Source organism: Arthrobacter sp. ISL-95, from assembly GCF_018613695.1.
In the GTDB taxonomy this organism is placed as follows: domain Bacteria; phylum Actinomycetota; class Actinomycetes; order Actinomycetales; family Micrococcaceae; genus Arthrobacter.
In genome coordinates, this window is record NZ_JAGGPR010000015.1 from 30,384 (window position 1) to 47,137 (window position 16,754).

The 16,754-nt window shown below is 62.8% G+C and carries 16 protein-coding genes; 9 read left to right on the forward strand and 7 right to left on the reverse strand.

Annotation, left to right across the window (positions count from 1 at the left end):
- The first annotated feature begins 95 nt into the window (after positions 1–95).
- From J7I86_RS18050 to J7I86_RS18070, 5 genes are all read left to right on the forward strand, one after another.
- Positions 96–815 (forward strand): FadR/GntR family transcriptional regulator, encoded by a 720-nt coding sequence (locus J7I86_RS18050; protein ID WP_014923019.1) that lies wholly within the window; start codon positions 96–98, stop codon positions 813–815.
- Positions 812–1,873, forward strand: coding sequence for an asparaginase (locus J7I86_RS18055; RefSeq protein WP_286179991.1), 1,062 nt, complete (start codon positions 812–814; stop codon positions 1,871–1,873). Before J7I86_RS18050 ends, J7I86_RS18055 begins: the two co-directional genes overlap by 4 nt.
- A 13-nt stretch (positions 1,874–1,886) precedes the next feature.
- Positions 1,887–3,302 carry an aspartate ammonia-lyase gene (locus tag J7I86_RS18060; protein ID WP_214822055.1) on the forward strand — a complete coding sequence of 472 codons (1,416 nt, stop codon included), beginning with the start codon at positions 1,887–1,889 and terminating at the stop codon, positions 3,300–3,302.
- Positions 3,303–3,440: 138 nt separating this feature from the next.
- Positions 3,441–4,949 carry an amino acid permease gene (locus J7I86_RS18065; protein WP_214822056.1) on the forward strand — a complete coding sequence of 503 codons (1,509 nt, stop codon included), beginning with the start codon at positions 3,441–3,443 and terminating at the stop codon, positions 4,947–4,949.
- 201 nt (positions 4,950–5,150) lie between these two features.
- Positions 5,151–5,822, forward strand: coding sequence for a FadR/GntR family transcriptional regulator (locus tag J7I86_RS18070; RefSeq protein WP_214822057.1), 672 nt, complete (start codon positions 5,151–5,153; stop codon positions 5,820–5,822).
- Here J7I86_RS18070 and J7I86_RS18075 read toward each other — a convergent pair.
- Genes J7I86_RS18075 through J7I86_RS18095 form a run of 5 tightly spaced genes read right to left on the reverse strand, consistent with a single transcriptional unit; the run spans position 5,819 to position 10,532 of the window.
- Entirely contained in the window at positions 5,819–6,688 is an 870-nt protein-coding gene (locus J7I86_RS18075; protein WP_214822058.1) for an amidohydrolase, read from the reverse strand. The two genes, J7I86_RS18070 and J7I86_RS18075, sit on opposite strands and share 4 nt — an antisense overlap.
- Positions 6,685–7,650 (reverse strand): aldo/keto reductase, encoded by a 966-nt coding sequence (locus tag J7I86_RS18080; protein ID WP_214822059.1) that lies wholly within the window; start codon positions 7,648–7,650, stop codon positions 6,685–6,687. The genes J7I86_RS18075 and J7I86_RS18080 overlap by 4 nt, the downstream gene beginning before the upstream one ends.
- Positions 7,635–7,949, reverse strand: coding sequence for an L-rhamnose mutarotase (locus J7I86_RS18085; RefSeq protein ID WP_214822061.1), 315 nt, complete (start codon positions 7,947–7,949; stop codon positions 7,635–7,637). Before J7I86_RS18085 ends, J7I86_RS18080 begins: the two co-directional genes overlap by 16 nt.
- On the reverse strand, positions 7,942–9,231 hold the full coding sequence (locus J7I86_RS18090; protein ID WP_214822068.1) for an alpha-L-fucosidase: 1,290 nt from the start codon (positions 9,229–9,231) through the stop codon (positions 7,942–7,944). Before J7I86_RS18090 ends, J7I86_RS18085 begins: the two co-directional genes overlap by 8 nt.
- Complete coding sequence (locus tag J7I86_RS18095; RefSeq protein WP_214822070.1) at positions 9,228–10,532, reverse strand: L-fuconate dehydratase; 1,305 nt, start codon at positions 10,530–10,532, stop codon at positions 9,228–9,230. Before J7I86_RS18095 ends, J7I86_RS18090 begins: the two co-directional genes overlap by 4 nt.
- 141 nt (positions 10,533–10,673) lie before the next feature.
- Here J7I86_RS18095 and J7I86_RS18100 point away from each other — a divergent pair, with 141 nt between their 5' ends.
- From J7I86_RS18100 to J7I86_RS18115, 4 genes are all read left to right on the forward strand, one after another.
- The gene (locus J7I86_RS18100; RefSeq protein ID WP_214822072.1) at positions 10,674–11,594 is read left to right on the forward strand and encodes a fumarylacetoacetate hydrolase family protein; all 921 of its coding nucleotides are present in this window, start codon (positions 10,674–10,676) and stop codon (positions 11,592–11,594) included.
- A 7-nt stretch (positions 11,595–11,601) separates the two neighbouring features.
- A complete protein-coding gene (locus tag J7I86_RS18105; RefSeq protein WP_214822074.1) occupies positions 11,602–12,366 on the forward strand; it encodes an SDR family NAD(P)-dependent oxidoreductase in 765 nt (254 codons plus the stop codon).
- Between the two features lie 104 nt (positions 12,367–12,470).
- Positions 12,471–13,784: an ATP-binding protein gene (locus J7I86_RS18110; protein ID WP_214822077.1), complete on the forward strand. Its 1,314-nt coding sequence runs from the start codon at positions 12,471–12,473 to the stop codon at positions 13,782–13,784.
- 117 nt (positions 13,785–13,901) lie between these two features.
- Positions 13,902–15,146: a low temperature requirement protein A gene (locus J7I86_RS18115; RefSeq protein ID WP_214822079.1), complete on the forward strand. Its 1,245-nt coding sequence runs from the start codon at positions 13,902–13,904 to the stop codon at positions 15,144–15,146.
- Between the two features lie 95 nt (positions 15,147–15,241).
- Here J7I86_RS18115 and J7I86_RS18120 read toward each other — a convergent pair whose 3' ends face one another.
- Positions 15,242–15,778: an HD domain-containing protein gene (locus tag J7I86_RS18120; protein ID WP_214822081.1), complete on the reverse strand. Its 537-nt coding sequence runs from the start codon at positions 15,776–15,778 to the stop codon at positions 15,242–15,244.
- A gap of 85 nt (positions 15,779–15,863) precedes the next feature.
- Positions 15,864–16,655, reverse strand: coding sequence for an SDR family oxidoreductase (locus tag J7I86_RS18125; RefSeq protein WP_214822083.1), 792 nt, complete (start codon positions 16,653–16,655; stop codon positions 15,864–15,866).
- Between the last annotated feature and the right edge of the window lie 99 nt (positions 16,656–16,754).

The following is a 16,754-nucleotide window of genomic DNA, read 5'->3' on the forward strand; positions in this document are numbered from 1 at the left end:
CCAAAGAACAGCCGAACAGCGGCCCAGAGACGCCAAAGCGTGAAGCAAAGCTTTCAGCGTTGACACGCACTTGTGACCCGTGCCATATTCAAAGCGTGAACCTGTCAGACAGCCGGACAGCCGGACAGCAAGGACCCCAGGGTGGGCATACGCCCATCTCTCGCATTTCCGCAGCCGAGGCGGTCTTTGCGGCGTTGCGCCGCGCCATTGAGGGCGGCCAGTTTGATATCGGCACCAAGCTGAGTTCCGAGGCGACGCTGGCAGGCCAGTACGGCGTGAGCCGCTCGGTAATCCGTGAAGCGCTGAGGTCCTGTAACACCTTGGGCCTCACCGTGACCAAGACCGGCAAGGGCACGTTCATTGTGGCCAACAAGGTTGCTAACGACCTTACCTTGGGTCAGTACAGTGCGCGTGATCTTAACGAAGCACGTCCGCACATCGAGATCCCGGCAGCGGGACTGGCGGCTCAAAGAAGGACCGAGGAAGAACTGGAGCACCTCAAGGACATCGTCCAGGAGATGCTCACCGAGAACGATCCCGAAGCCTGGGTGAACCTGGACGCCAGCTTCCACTCAGCCGTGGCCCGCGCCAGCGGGAACCGCGTGTTTGCCAGCGTCGTCTCGGACATCCGTGAGGCCTTGGCCCACCAATCCGAAACCTTGAACCTCGTTGCAGACCGGCAACACCGCTCGGACGAGGAACACGTCGCCGTACTCAACGCGATCGAAGCAGGCGACTCCGAAGCCGCAAGCAAAGCGATGGCCGCTCACCTGCAGGCCGTCAGCGTGGCACTGGACACGATCCTCAGCAAATGACACATCCAAAGGACACCGTCACCATGCCCGTCCCCGAAGCATCGGCGCACAAAGCCCACGAAGCCGCGCCAGCAACAGCAACAACTGCGCAGAGCCTCAAAACGCCCCACCACGTCCCGCTCGTAGAGGTAACCCGCGACGGGCTGGTGGAGAGCATCCACTACGGCTCGCTGATCGCCCTCCGCAAAAGCGGCAACACTACCATCGAGGCCGGCGAGCCAAACTCACCGATGTACCCGCGTTCAAGCCTGAAGCCATTGCAGGCCGTAGCCCTGCTCAAGGCCGGTTTGGACATCCCCCAAAACCTCCTTGCCCTTACGGCTGCCAGTCATTCCGGCGCACAGATGCATCGCGATGGTGCCGCCGAAATCCTGAAGCTGCACGGCCTCACCGAGGCGGCACTGGGCAACAGCACGGACCTGCCTTACGGCGTCGCTGAGCGTGAAGAGTGGCTCCGCGCCGGCAACGGACCCACCCAAATAGCGCAGAACTGCTCCGGCAAGCACGCCTCCATGACCGCCGTCTGCGTCATCAACGGCTGGCCCGTGGAGGGGTACTTGCATCCCGAGCACCCGCTGCAGGTCTTGGTCCGCGACACCATCACGGAATTGACCGGCGAGGAAGCAGCAGCGGTCAGCACGGACGGTTGCGGAACCCCTCTTTTCGCTCACTCCCTTCATGGCATGGCGCGTGCTTACGGCCGCCTGGCCGCTGCCGACGAAAGCACCGACGAGGGCAAAGTTGCCCACGCCATGCGCCGGTTCCCGGAGATGGTGGCCGGTGAGGGCCGCGACGTTACTGCCCTTATGCGCGCCGTTCCCGGCTTGCTTGCGAAGGACGGCTTTGAAGGCCTTCAGTTGGTTGGCCTTCCGGATGGCACCGGCTTTGCGGTAAAGATCTCCGACGGCGGCGATCGCGCCCGCATGCCCGTCACCGTTGAGGTTCTGCGCCGGTTGGGCGTCGACGGCGGCAGCCTGGACACGCTTCAGAGCCCACCTGTGCTGGGCGGCGGCCTTCCGGTCGGCGAGCTCCGCGCAGCCCATATTTTCAGCAACTAAACCAAGGACAGCTATGACCACCGTCGATCAGGCGATCCCCCTCCGTTCCGAACACGACCTTTTGGGCGACCGCGATGTACCCGCGGATGCCTACTGGGGCGTCCACACCCTCCGCGCAATCGAGAACTTCCCCATCACAGGGCAGCCTCTCTCCACCAACAAGCACCTGGTCAGGGGCCTGGCCGCCGTGAAGCAGGCAGCCGCACGCACCAACCACGAGCTTGGTCTGCTGGATGCCGAAAAGGCCGACGCTATTGAGCAGGCATGCCAGGACATCATGGATGGCATGCTTCACGAGCAGTTCATGGTGGACGTGATCCAGGGTGGCGCGGGAACAAGTTCCAACATGAACGCCAACGAGGTAATCGCTAACCGTGCCTTGGAGATCCTGGGCCACCCCAAGGGCGATTACTCCAAGCTTCACCCGAATGACCACGTGAACCTCAGCCAGTCCACCAACGACGTCTACCCGACGGCGGTGAACCTGGCCACGATCTTCTCCGTGAAGGAACTCCTGGTAGCCCTCGAAGAACTCGAGTTGGCCTTCGCCGAGAAGGGCCGGGAGTTCCGGACGGTGGTGAAGATGGGGCGCACGCAGTTGCAGGACGCGGTTCCCATGACGCTTGGCCAGGAGTTCGGCGGGTACGCCGTGACCATCGGCGAGGACCGGGCGCGCCTGGACGAGTCCCACATGCTGATCCACGAGATCAACCTTGGTGCTACGGCAATCGGCACAGGTTTGAACGCCCCGGCTGGCTACGCTGAAGCTGCTTGCCGCCACTTGGCCGAAATCACTGGGCTTCCCCTCCTCACCGCTGCCGACCTCATTGAGGCCACCCAGGACGTGGGCGCGTTCGTCCACCTGTCCGGCGTCCTGAAGCGCGTTGCAGTGAAACTCTCCAAGATTTGTAACGATCTCCGCTTGCTGTCCTCCGGACCGCGTGCGGGTTTGGGTGAGATCAACCTTCCGGCGGTGCAGTCCGGTTCGTCGATCATGCCCGGCAAGATCAATCCGGTGATCCCGGAAGTGGTCAGCCAGGTGGCGTACGAAGTCATCGGCAACGATGTCACCGTCACCATGGCCGCGGAGGCCGGCCAGCTTCAGCTGAACGCCTTCGAACCGATCATTGTGCACAGCCTGCACAAGAGCATCTCCCACCTGGAAGCAGCGTGCCGCACCCTTACGGCGCGCTGCGTCCGGGGCATCACTGCAAACACCGAACGGCTACGGCTTACCGTGGAGCAGTCGATCGGTCTCGTCACGGCATTGAACCCGCATATCGGCTACGCCTCCGCCACCGCTATCGCCCAGGAAGCGTTGGCAACGGGCAAGGGCGTCGCGGAACTCGTGTTGGAGCACGGTCTCCTGACCGCTGCCCAGCTTGAGGAACTGCTGAGCCCGGAACGTCTGGCAAATCTGAGCAAATAGGCCGAAACTGGCCTGTAAGTTCTCCGACCAGCCGTCCCGCCCCATGAGGCATACCCCCACGAGGCCTGGTTCTGCGTGCCCGAATCCCTCCCCGGACACGCCCAGGACACCCCCAACAGGACACCCCTAAGGATTCCAATGACCAACCCCATCACGGACCACACGGTCCCGGCCCAAGCGCACGCCAGCGAGAAAGCCCTCCACCAGGAGGACTCCGGCTACCACAAGGACCTCAAGCCGCGCCAGATCCAGATGATCGCGATCGGCGGTGCGATCGGCACCGGCCTGTTCCTGGGTGCCGGCGGCCGGCTCAACGCAGCGGGTCCCTCGCTCGTTATCGCCTACGCAGTCTGTGGCTTCTTCGCTTTCCTGATCCTCCGCGCCCTCGGTGAACTGGTTCTGCACCGGCCGTCGTCGGGGTCCTTCGTTTCGTATGCCCGCGAGTTCTATGGCGAAAAGGCCGCCTTCGTCTCGGGCTGGTTCTACTGGATCAACTGGGCAACCACCACCATCGTGGATATCACCGCGGTGGCCCTGTACATGAACTTCTTCGGCAAATACATCGCCTGGATGGGTGCCGTACCGCAGTGGGCCTGGGCGCTCATTGCCTTGGTGGTAGTGCTCTGCCTCAACCTTGTTTCCGTGAAGGTCTTCGGCGAAATGGAGTTCTGGTTCGCGTTGATCAAGGTGGCCGCACTGGTGGCTTTCCTCCTGGTTGGCACCTACTTTGTCATCTTCGGTACCCCGGTGGATGGCCAGGAAGTGGGCTTCAGCCTCATCTCGGACAACGGCGGCATCTTCCCCAACGGCATCCTGCCCATGATCATCCTCATGCAAGGTGTGCTGTTCGCCTACGCCTCGATCGAACTCGTGGGCACCGCGGCTGGTGAAACTCCCAACCCGGAGAAGATCATGCCCAAGGCCATCAACTCCGTGGTCTTCCGCATCGCAGTCTTCTACGTTGGTTCCGTCATCCTGCTGGCATTGTTGCTCCCGTACACCGCCTACGAAAAGGGCGTCAGCCCCTTCGTGACGTTCTTCGGTTCCATTGGTGTTGAGGGCGTGGATGTCATCATGAACCTCGTGGTGCTCACCGCGGCACTGTCCTCGCTGAACGCCGGACTCTACTCCACCGGGCGTATCCTCCGCTCCATGTCCGTGGCCGGTTCGGCCCCGAAGTTCGCCCAGCGCATGAACAAGGCCGGCGTTCCCTACGGCGGCATCGCGATCACGGCCGGAGTATCCCTGCTCGGCGTTCCGCTGAACTACCTGGTCCCGTCCGACGCCTTCGAGATCGTCCTCAACGTCGCATCCGTGGGCATCATCGTCACGTGGGCCACTATCGTCTTGTGCCAGATGCAGCTCAAACGTTGGTCCGACAAGGGCTGGGTGAAGCGCCCGTCCTTCCGGCTGTTCGGCGCACCCTACACGGGCTGGTTGTCCTTGGTCTTCCTGCTGGCCGTCCTGATCATGGTGTTCATCGAATCACCGCTCACCATGCTGGTCACCGCGATCGCCTGCGGGCTCATGGTCTGGGGCTGGTTCCTGTGCCGCAAGCAAATTCATGAGATTGCCGCCACCCGCGACGGCTACACGGGCAGCGCGCCGGTCATTGCCAACCGTCCGCTTCCCGGCGGCGACAAGTAACCAGCAACAACCGCTGACTCCCGACGGCGGCACCTGGGTTCCGTAGCAATCGGGCCCCGAGTGCCGCCGTCGTTGATTAACGCACCCAACTGAGTCGCAGTTAAGCGCGTTTTGAATGCTGAAAACGCGCTTAACTGCGACTCAGTTGGGTGGGGACGCGGCGAAAACAGACATCGGATCATTCGTGGCTACTATTGGTCCATGGCTGTCACAGACGAGGCGATCAGCAAGATCAAAGATATGCTGATCCGCGGCGAACTCAAGGCCGGCGACCGACTTCCGCCGGAAAAAGAACTGAGCGAACGGCTCGGTCTTTCGAGGAGTTCGTTGCGCGAGGCCGTGAAAGCCCTCGAGCTGATCCGCGTGTTGGATGTTAGACGCGGCGATGGCACCTACGTGACCAGTCTTGACGCGAAGCTGCTCAACGAAGCCGTGGCGTTTGTGGTGGACTTGCACCAGGACAGGTCCATCCTGGAACTCTTTGAGGTCCGACGAATCCTGGAGCCTGCAACCGCTCACTTGGCTGCCGGCAAAATCACGCCTGACGAGCTGCTGGCCCTGCGAAGCACCATGGACGGAATCGACGAGAACACGGACGTCGAGGAACTCGTGGCGCATGACCTTCAATTCCACAGCATCATCACCGAGGCCGCGGGAAACGACTATCTCGGAAGCCTCTTGGAAGCCCTGTCCAGCAGCACCGTGCGTGCCCGGATCTGGCGTGGACTAACGCAGGAAAAAGCTGTGGCGCACACCTTGGCCGAACACCACGCGATCGCCGACGCCCTGGAACGCGGCGACGGTGAACTGGTGCGTGCCCTTGTTACTGTGCACATCAGCGGCGTGGAGAACTGGCTGCGGCAGGCGCTCTAACCTTCGGCGATAGGGGTCACTGCCAGGCCGTAGACCCGGATGGCCGTTTCTTCGAGCACCAGGTCCTGCTCCGAGGGACTCAAGGTGGACACGAGTTCCAGCAGGACATCCAACGTGCGGCCGTAGGGTGCGCCCAAGGTACTCACTGGCCAGTCGCAGCCGATCATCAAACGCTCGGGCCCGAAAGCTTCCAACGCTGATTCGAACAGCGGCCGCAACGATTCCGCGGTGTACTCGGCTCCCGGCAAATACAGTCCGGAGAGCTTGGCCACCGAGTTCGGTTCCCGTCCGAACGCCATGAAATTCGCGCGCCACGAGTCCATGAGCTGAGGATCAGCCAGCGGCGGCTTGCCCAGGTGATCCAGCACAACGGTCAGTTCCGGCATCTCACGGGCGAGCCGCACCGCGGAATCCAGATGCCGGGGGAACGCATCCGGGATGTCCAAAGTGAGGCCGCGCTGTGCCACCAACGTCAAGGAATCCCTAACAGTGGGAAGATCCAGGAAGTCACTTCGCGGATCATCGTGGAGCAGGTGCCGCACGCCCCTGAATACCGGTTGAGCCGTGAAGCGGTGCAACTGCTCTGCGGCTTCAGCAGGCGCGTCCAACCTGATCCAGCCAACTACACCGAACACCCAGGGATTCCGCTCGGCAACGGCCAACATGCTCTCGGTATCGGCAACGGAATCGTCGGCCTGCACCAACACGGCTCCCCTTACCCCGGCAGCGTCCAACGTTTCGCGCGCTTCATCTTCGCCAAAGCTGCGGAAGAGGGCACCATGCTGAGGACCAAGCCACGAATAATGCCGCACACCGCCGGTGACGAAGGTGTCCAAGGTCCACAAGTGCAGGTGCGAATCAATCACCGCCCAACACGCTCCAAAGCCTCCCACAGCTCCTCCGGCACGGGTGCCTCCATGCGGGCCGCGTTGGTGACCACCTGTTCAGGAGAAGTCGCCCCGGCTGTCACATTCACCACGGCCGGGTGCCGCAACGGGAACTGGAGCGCCGCCGTCGGAAGTTCCACGCCGAAATCGCGGCAGACGCCTGCGAGCGCACGTGCCCGTTCCAGCACCTCCGGCGGAGCCTGATCGTAGTTGTAATGGGCGTCCTCGGGGACGTCGGGCCGGGCCAGGAGGCCGGAGTTGTAGGCGCCCACACTGACGACGCCGGTGCTGCGCTCCACACAGCGTTGAAGCAGCGGGACGCCGGGCTGCTCAAGCAGGGTGTAGCGGCCGGCGAGCATCACGAGGTCGAGATCGGCGGCTTCGACGCATTCCAAGGCCGCCTCGGCGGAGTTGATGCCCACGCCGATCGCCCGGATCACTCCTTCGGAGCGCAGCTTCTCCAAGGCGGGGAGGCCTTGGGAGATTCCGGCCTGAAGATCGTGGACGTCGGGATCGTGCAGGTATGCGATGTCCACGTGGTCCAGGCCTAGCCGATCCAAGGAGTCCTCGATGCTGCGCCGGATGCCTTTTTCGGAGAAGTCCCACACACGCCGTGTTGCGGCAGGGACGTCGAACCCTTCGGGATCCTGGCCACCACTGGCGTTGGGCTCCAAGAGCCGGCCGACTTTGGTGGAGATAAGGAATTCGTCGCGGGGTTTGTCCCGGAGAACGGCCCCCAATCTCTGCTCGGACAGGCCGAGGCCGTAGTGGGGTGCGGTGTCGAAGTAGCGTATGCCGGCGTCCCAAGCTGCCAGGACAGTTGCGAGCGCTTCTCCGTCGGGGATGGCCCGGTAGAGGTTTCCGATGCCCGCCCCGCCGAAACCGAGTTTGCCCAATTCGCCCAGTTCGCCAAGGTCAGGTGAGTTCATGGCAGTTCCCATACTCTCTGGATACCCGCATCCTCCCCTGAGTAATCGTCCTTGACCTCCAAAAGTTCAGCCATTCGGGCTTGCCACGGCACGTTGGCCGGATGGTGGGCGAGGGCGTGGCGCATCACTTGGTAGTTTTCCACGTCCACCACGTGGAACAGCTCGAGTCCGCTGCGCCAGATGCGCCAGTTCTTCACGCCGGCTTCCTTGAGCGCTGATACCAGCTCAGGGGGAATGTTGGCGTGGGCGTCAGCGTACTCATCCTCCGTTCCTGCCTTGAGGCGGGTGTGGAGGGCGATGCTTTCAGTCACGGGCCGACTCCTTGAGATAGAGCTCCAGGACGGGAACCGCCACATCCGGCCGTTGAACAGGTAGTTTCACGGTGAGGGTTCCTGGCGGCTGGCCTCCGGGGATGGTGTTGAAGGCTTCCTGGTCCGGGTCTACTTCTTTGAGGAATACCTCGGATGCGTCGTTGAGGAGTTGGGCGTACTCCACTTTCCCTGCGAGCCCCGGGAGGTGGATGTACTCGAAGGGCCAAGCGAACAGGTGTACGTAGAGCCGGTTTCCGCGCTGGGTGTAGCGGGCATCCGTCGGAGCGGTGAACTGTGCGGGACCGGCTCCGTAGATGGAGCGGGAATGCAGTTTCATCCACTGGCCGATTCCCTGCAGGGAGGCCAGGGCACGCGGATCGATGCTCCCGCGTCCTGTTGGGCCTATGTTGAGCAGCAGGTTCCCGCCGTTGGATACCCCGTCCACCAGCATGCGGATGAGCAGGTCCACGGACTTGTAGTTGAGGTTGTCGCGGTGGTAGCCCCAGCTCCCGTTCAGCGTTTGGCAGGCCTCCCAGGTGACCGCTTGGCCGTGGAGCATCATGGGCTCAGTGGGCTGGTACTGCTCAGGTGTGACCACATCGCCCGGGATACCCAGGCGATCATTAACCACGATCCCTGGTTGAAGTTCCCGTACCATCGCCAACAGTCTTTCGGAGTCCCAGTCATCGGCGCCCTTGCCGCCCCAAAATTCACCGATTTTGGTGTCGGCGTAGGAGAAGTCGAAGAACAGGTAGTCGATGGTTCCGTAGTTGCTCAGGAGTTCACGCACCTGACCGTGCAGGTACTCGCGGTAGCGCCCCATATCGCGTCCGGCATTCAAGATTTCGACGTCGGCGGCGTTGCGTTGCGGATGTACCCCGTCAACGGTGAAGTCCGGGTGGTGCCAGTCGATCAGAGAGTGATAGAAGCCCACCTTGAGCCCTTCGGCGCGGAGGGCCTCCACATACGGCGCGATGAGATCCCGGCCGGCTGGTGTGTTGGTGGCTTTGTAGTCCGTCAGCGCGGAATCCCAGAGGCAGAAGCCGTCGTGGTGCTTGGTGGTGAGGACCACGTACTTCATGCCGGCGTCCCGTGCAGCGCGCGCCCATTCACGCGGATCGTAGAGGTCCGGGTCAAAGCGTTGGAAGTACTTGGAGTACTCCTCCACGGTGATTTCTTCCTGGTTCATCACCCATTCGTGCCGGGCAGGCAGGGCATAGATGCCCCAGTGAACGAACATCCCAAGCCGTGCTTCTTCAAACCATGGTGCGTGCTGAATCACAGGGATTCCTTCCAGACGGGGCCGTTGGGAAAGACATACGCGGCCAGTGTTTCACGGAGCATTTCGTTTCCAGCGCCAGGATTCGACGGCGGCCAGTACGCGCCGTCGTGGACGTCCACGGGAGTGATGAAGTGCTCATGGAGGTGGTCCACGAACTCTATGGTCCTGTTCTCCTTTGTCCCGGACACGGCAATGTAATCGAACATGGACAGGTGCTGCACGGCCTCACAGAGGCCTACCCCGCCGGCATGCGGACAAACTCTCACCCCGAACTTGGCAGCGAGAAGAAGGATCGCGATGTTCTCGTTCACCCCCGCCACCCGGGCTGCGTCTATCTGCAGGACCTGAAGCGAACCCGCCTGAAGCATCTGTTTGAACACCACCCGGTTCTGCACGTGTTCGCCAGTGGCCACGGGAATCGGGGCTACCCCACGGGCAATGGCGGCGTGACCCAGGATGTCGTCCGGGCTGGTGGGCTCCTCGATCCAGGCGATGTCATAGGGAGCAAGGTGGGCCATCCAGTCGATGGCCTCCTGCACGTCCCAGCGCTGATTGGCATCAACGGCGATCTTGATAGCGGGACCAACAGCAGCGCGCGCAGCCCTCACGCGGCGGATGTCGTCTTCCAACGAGGCGCCAACTTTTAGCTTGATCTGGGCAAATCCGTCAGCCACGGCTTCCTTGGCCAGCCGCGTCAGTTTCTCGTCGCTGTAACCCAGCCAGCCCGGCGTCGTGGTGTACGCGGGGTAACCCTCAACGCGAAGCACAGCTTTGCGGGCTTCCCGTCCCGGTTCGGCGGCGCGAAGAATGTCCAGGGCTTCGTCGGGAGTAAGGGCGTCCGTGAGATACCGGAAGTCCACAAGTGCCACGAGCTCTTCGGGGCTCATGCCGGCGAGCAACTCCCACAGCGGCAGCCCCGTGCGTTTGGCCTTCAGGTCCCACAGCGCATTGATGACCGCACCTATTGCCATGTGCATGACGCCCTTCTCGGGCCCCAGCCACCTGAGTTGGGAATCGTGTGCCAGCAGCTTCCAGGTGGCGCCCATATCTGCGAGCAGCGCCTCAACATCAGCGCCAAGGATGTGATCCCGCAGGGCGTTGATCGCCGCCGTTTCCACCTCGTTGCCCCGCCCAATGGTGAAAACGAACCCGTGGCCTTCATGCCCATCCCCGGCGTCCGTGCGGATGATCAAGTACGCCGCTGAATAGTCCGGGTCCGGGTTCATGGCGTCGGAACCGTCCAGTTCCATGGATGTGGGGAAACGGATATCAAACGTTTCCAATGCGGTGATGATGCTCATGCGGCTCCTGGGGTGCGTCGCTATTCTTCACCCGACACTAAACATCCGATGTCTACCTTGTCAATGGGTCACATTTCCGTATTATGGGTGGAAACACCACACTAGAGCTCGGATGTTAGTCCCGAACGCACGGAGGAAGCCATGACCTTGAAATTCGCCAGGCTGGGTACGGCCGGAAACGAACAACCGGCCGTCATCGCCCAGGACGCCCACGGTGCTGAGAAGTACTTCAGCCTCACGGTCCTGACCCAAGACATCGACGGCGGTTTCCTCGCCTCGGACGGCATCGAACGCACCCGCGATGCCCTGAACAAAGGGGAACTTCCCGAAATTTCGCCGGAAGGCCTCCGCATTGGCGCGCCCGTTGCCCGTCCGGGCGCCGTAGTCGCCATCGGCCTTAACTACACCGCACACGCAGCCGAATCCGGTGCGACGCCGCCCGAGGTTCCCGTGGTCTTCCTCAAGCCCACCAACACCATCGCCGGCCCGTTCGATGCCGCACCCATCCCGCCGTCGTCGGAAAAGTACGACTGGGAAGTGGAACTGGCAATCGTGATTGGGCAGGAAGCGTCATACCTTTCGACCCCAGAGGAAGCCGAAGGCTGCATCGCCGGCTACGCCGTAGCCAACGACCTCTCAGAGCGCGACTACCAGATTCCCGGCGCTGGAGCGCAGTGGACCAAGGGCAAGTCCCTTCCGGGCTCCACTCCCCTGGGCCCGTGGCTCGTACCGGCATCGGACGTTGACGCCGGAGGCCTTCGCCTCCAAACCTTGGTCAACGGCGAGGCCCGCCAGGATTCCACAACCTCGGACATGATCTTCGACCCCGCAACGATCGTCCACCACCTCAGCCAGTACATGGTCCTGGAACCGGGCGATGTCATCATCACCGGCACCCCGGAGGGTGTGGCCCTATCCGGCCGTTTCCCCTTCATCCAGCCGGGCGATGTGGTGGAACTGGAAGTTGAAGGCCTCGGACGCCAGCGGCAGGAGTATTTCCGGGCGCAAGCCGGTTCACCAACACAGCCCGGGGCAGCGGCTCCCGTCAGCATCAACGCCTGAGCCCGCCATGGCAACCTCGGTGGGCAACGAGTTCCACGGCCTGACAGCACTCGTGACCGGGGGCGCCTCCGGAATCGGGGCAGCCATCGCGGACCGCCTCGTCGCCGGTGGTGCGCAGGTAGCCGTCCTGGACCTCGCACCGGAAACCAGCCCGCACTTTGGAGTGCAGTGCAACGTAGCCCATGACGCGTCGGTTCGTGCCGCCGTCGAGCACGTAGTGCAGAAGTTCGGTGGCCTGGACATCGTGATCAACAACGCCGGGATCGGCGCACAAGGTGATGTTTCAGCCAACGATGACGACGAATGGCTGCGCGTCCTCAACGTCAACGTGGTGGGCATCGCGCGCGTCAGCCGGGCAGCGCTGCCGTATCTGCGCGAATCCCCGGCGGCCGCGATCGTGAACACCTGTTCCATCGCGGCCACCGCCGGGCTGCCCCAGCGTGCCCTGTACTCGGCGTCGAAGGGTGCCGTGTTGTCGCTGACACTCGCCATGGCAGCCGACCACGTCCGCGAGGGCATCCGCGTGAACTGCGTGAACCCCGGCACCGTAGACACCCCGTGGGTTGGCCGGTTGCTCGATTCAGCCACCAACCCCGCCGGCGAGCGCCAAGCCCTCAACGCCCGCCAGCCGCACGGCCGAATGGTGGACCCGGCTGAGGTGGCCGGCGCCGTCGCTTACCTGGCGAGCCCGCTGTCCGGTTCGACGTCGGGGACCTCACTGGCAGTCGACGGCGGGATGCAGGGCCTGCGGCTGCGGCCGGTTCAGCAGTGATTTCGTAACGCAACGGGCCCGCAACCTCCTGCAGCGGTGCTTCGCCTATGCTCAACTCCAAGAGATCAACGGCGACTCACTTAGCAGACTCAGGAGATACAGCCATGAGCAACTGGCGCATCAGGGACTTCCACTCGTCCGATTTGGACGGCATCCTGCACCTCTGGGAGTCACTCAAGGCCGACGGTGTTGAGCCTGTTTACGCGCTGTCCGAGGTTCTGGCCTCCTGCGAAAAGGACCATGCCGTGGTGGCGGTGCAGGGCGAGCAGGTGGTGGGTGCCGCCGTCGGACGCGCCGCACACGACCAAGGCTGGATCGTCTTCCTGGCCACGCTCACGGAGTTCCGTGGCCGCGGCATCGGCACCTCGCTGCTGTCCGCCGTCGAGAATCGCATGGCCCCGCACGGGCTCAACAAACTCTCCGCACTCATGCCGGAAACGGAAACGCGAGTGGAAGCATTCCTTGGCCGCGGTTTCGTGGTGAAGAAGAACCTGCGCTACTTCGAGCGGACCATCCCCGTGCAGCGGCAGGAACTTGGCGCATTGGGGCTGCTGGGCGGGCGCATCCTTGCCCGCGACCTGTGGGAGAACGTGGCCGGCATGCGCCGCGAGAAGGAGCTGCTGGAACGTCGCCTGGTGCTCCCCTTGGCCGAGGCAGACCTCGCCGACGAATACGGTGTTGTTCCCCCACGCGCCGTGGTGCTGTTCGGCCCTCCCGGTACCGGCAAGACCACGTTCGCCAAGGCCATAGCCTCCCGCCTCGAGTGGCCGTTCGTGGAGGTCTTCCCGTCCCGCCTGGCCGCCGATCCCAAGGGCTTGGCGGGTGCGCTGCGCGAGACATTCCTGGAAATCGCCGAGCTGGAGCACGCCGTGGTGTTCATTGACGAAGTGGAAGAAATCGCATCGCAGCGCGCCGGTGATCCGCCGTCGCCGTTGCAGGGCGTCACCAACGAACTCCTCAAGATCATCCCGGCCTTCCGCGAACAACCCGGCCGCCTGCTGGTGTGTGCCACCAACTTCATCCGCGCCCTGGACACCGCGTTCCTGCGCCACGGCCGGTTCGACTACGTCATTCCCATTGGCCTCCCTGACGTCCACGCCCGTGAAGCCATGTGGCAGCGATTCATCCCCGCAACCGTGGTGGATTCCGTTGACATCGCCCAGCTGGTGGAACGAACCGAGGGCTTCTCGCCTGCCGACATCGAGTTCGCCGCACGAAGCGCCTCCCAGCGCGCTTTGGAAAAAGCCGTGTACGACGACGATGCTGCTTCGGGCGGTTCAGCCGGCGTTGCGTCCAACGGGCGTAAGGGGCCGGTCACCCAGGACTACCTCGACGCGATTGGGGATACCCGGACCACTGTCAGTCCCGAGGTGCATCAGGATTTCCTGGAGGACATCGACGCCCTGGGGCGCGTGTAGGTTCGGCTTCCCGCGAGTTCGTGGGAATGCTTCGGGGTTCGCTGGAACCTTCCGGGTGGTCTCGACGCATTCCCGTGCTCTCGGCGCGGAGGCAGTGGCACCGGTAATCTTTGAGCCATGTCCTCGAATCCCCTTCGCCATGCGCTGTCGCGCATGGGCGGCCGCGATCCCCACGAACAGCACCGCACAGCAACTCCGCTGGAGCTCTTCTTCGACCTGACCTTCGTCATCGCCTTCGGTGTGGCCGGCAACCAGTTCGCCCATGCCGTGGCGGAGGCACATTTCTGGCCGGGGCTCCTCGCATTCTCGTTCGCCATGTTTGCCGTGATCTGGGCGTGGATCAACTTCACCTGGTTCGCCAGCGCCTACGACACCGATGACTGGGTGTTCCGTGTTGTCACCATGGTGCAGATGGTGGGTGTGCTCATCCTGGCTATGGGCATCGAGCCGGTGTTCCACTCCATCATCGAGGGCAAGCACGTGGACAACTTCACCATGGTGCTCGGCTACATCGTCATGAGGGTGGCCCTGATCTTCCAGTGGCTTCGCGCCGCGCGACAGGATCCCGACCGCCGGGAAACCTGTTTGCGCTATGCGAAGTACGTGGCGATCGTGCAGATCGGCTGGGTTGTTGTGCTGCTGGTGGATGCGAGCGTCCTTACCACTTTCCTCATGGCGGCTCCGCTGTTCATCATGGAGATGGCGGCACCCTACTTCGCTGAACGGAACATCCGCACCCCGTGGCATGCTCATCACATCGCTGAAAGGTACGGCCTTCTGGCCATCATCGCCTTGGGAGAATGTTTGATTGGTGCCATTGAAACCCTGCGAGCCATCGTGGCTACCCACCAGTGGTCCATGGACGCCGCTTTGGTTGGATTGAGCGGCACCGGGCTCGCCTTTGCCATGTGGTGGATCTACTTCATCCTGCCCGCAGGCCCGGCCCTCCACGTCCAGCGGCATCGTTCATGGCTGTTTGGCTACGGGCACATGCCTGTCTTTGCAGCCATTGCGGCCACAGGTGCGGGCCTGCACGTTGCCGCGTATTTCATTGATCACGAAACACATATCCCGGCCGCTGCCGCCGTGGCATCCATCGCCATTCCGGTCATCCTGTTCAAAGCTTCCCTCACCACCCTTTACTGCCTCATGCTGGGCCCCGATCGCGAGCTTCTCGTGAGCTCCACGCTGGTGGTCCTGGGCCTGGCGTCCAGCATTGCCCTGGCGGCGGCGGGTGCCTCCGTGCCGGTCTGCATGCTGGTCATGATGCTGGTCCTGGGCCTGTCCATCGCGTACGACGAACGACGCGGGCACAAGGGCAGGGCCGCGGCACTCCGTCGGCTGGAAACGGCCGCAGGCTAACGCCGGGGCCAAAGAGCTCTCGTTGCGGGGCCTACTGTGCGCCCTGATTCCCGCTCCAGGCACGCAGAGCAGGCCCCACAACGAGGGGCGAAGGGCTACTCGGGCACGATTTCGTCCAGCTCCCCAAGCAGGTACGGGTTGATTCGCTCCAGGATCATCCGGACCTCTTCCCGGGGAACCGCCGTGTACAGCACAGGGCGGGCATCGGCATAGCGGGTTACCGGGGGCTTGTCCGGCCACTTTTCAGCTAGCGCTTTGACCCTCTCCGGCAAAGAATTGTGGGCATTGTCCGCGATCTTCACCAACGTTGCGTCGTGGTCCTCCGCAACGAAACGGATGCCGGCGTCGTAATCATCAGGATCGTCATGGAAACGGCGGGTGACGCGCTCGATGATGTCTACCGCCCGCTCGGACACTCCCATTTCCAGCAGGGCTTGCCGGGTGATGGGCGTGTCTTCGGCGATGTCGTGAAGGTAGCCGGCGATCTGGATGTCTTCGTCGAAGTCCGCAAGGGCATCGCCCACAGCCAGAACGTGTTCCCGATACGGCCGTTTGAGCTTGTCCTTCTGCCGGTTGTGAGCCACCTCGGCCAAAACCTGGGCTGTCTCTACGGTAAAGCGTGGTTCGGTCATGCTGGCCTCCGGCTTGAAGAGGGACCGGCGGGGATCGGTCCTCCCCTTCAGGCTATCCGCTGTGACGGGACCTGAAACACCGGCTCTACCAGTCCTGAACTGCGCGCGCAGCAATGGCGACGGTGACGGCCCTTGGCAAACGCTGCGCGAATCCGGCCGCGACGCGGTTGACCCAACCCGAAACGACGCTGCCGGGTGTGTCTTTGCGATCCAGAGCCTTGAGCGCAGTTCCCACAACTTGTTCGGAGGTCTGCATTTTGCCAACGGCTGCGGACTGGCCACCAAGGACGTCGAAGAACTCGGTGCGCGTTGCACCGGGGCAAAGGGCCAGGACGTTGAGCCCGGAGTTTTTGGTTTCGTGGGCCACGGCTTCGGTGAAGCTGAGGACGAAGGCCTTGGTGGCGCCGTAAACGGCCATACCGGGAATGGGCTGGAAAGCGGCAGTGCTGGCGACATTCAGCAGCGCACCCTTCCCGGATGTGAGCAGCCCCGGTAGGAAGGCACGGGTAATGTCCACCAGCGCGGCCACATTCAAGGAAATCTCAGAGGCAATAGTGTCCGGGTCTTCCTCCACCAACGGGCCATGGGTTCCGAAACCAGCGTTGTTGATTAAGGTGTCCACGGTGATTCCGCGGCCGGACAGTTCGCTGAAGAGCTCGCGTCCTACTCCTGCACGTCCGAGGTCCATGGGAAGTACAGTAACGGTGACCCCGTGCCGGGAACGCAAGTCCTGGGCCAACTCCTCAAGGCGATCGGCACGCCTGGCCACCAGGACAAGGTTGGAACCCCGGGCAGCAAATTGTCCGGCGAACTCGGCGCCGAGGCCGGAGCTAGCACCGGTAATGAGGGCAGTGGTACCTGCGTAAATCATGGTCATGGCTGAATCCAATCAGTTGAGGCTGAACTAAATGTAGTCGCTGCCTACATGGTAGGCAGTGTCTACTTTGTTGTCAATGACTACATTGGCTTAGACTTG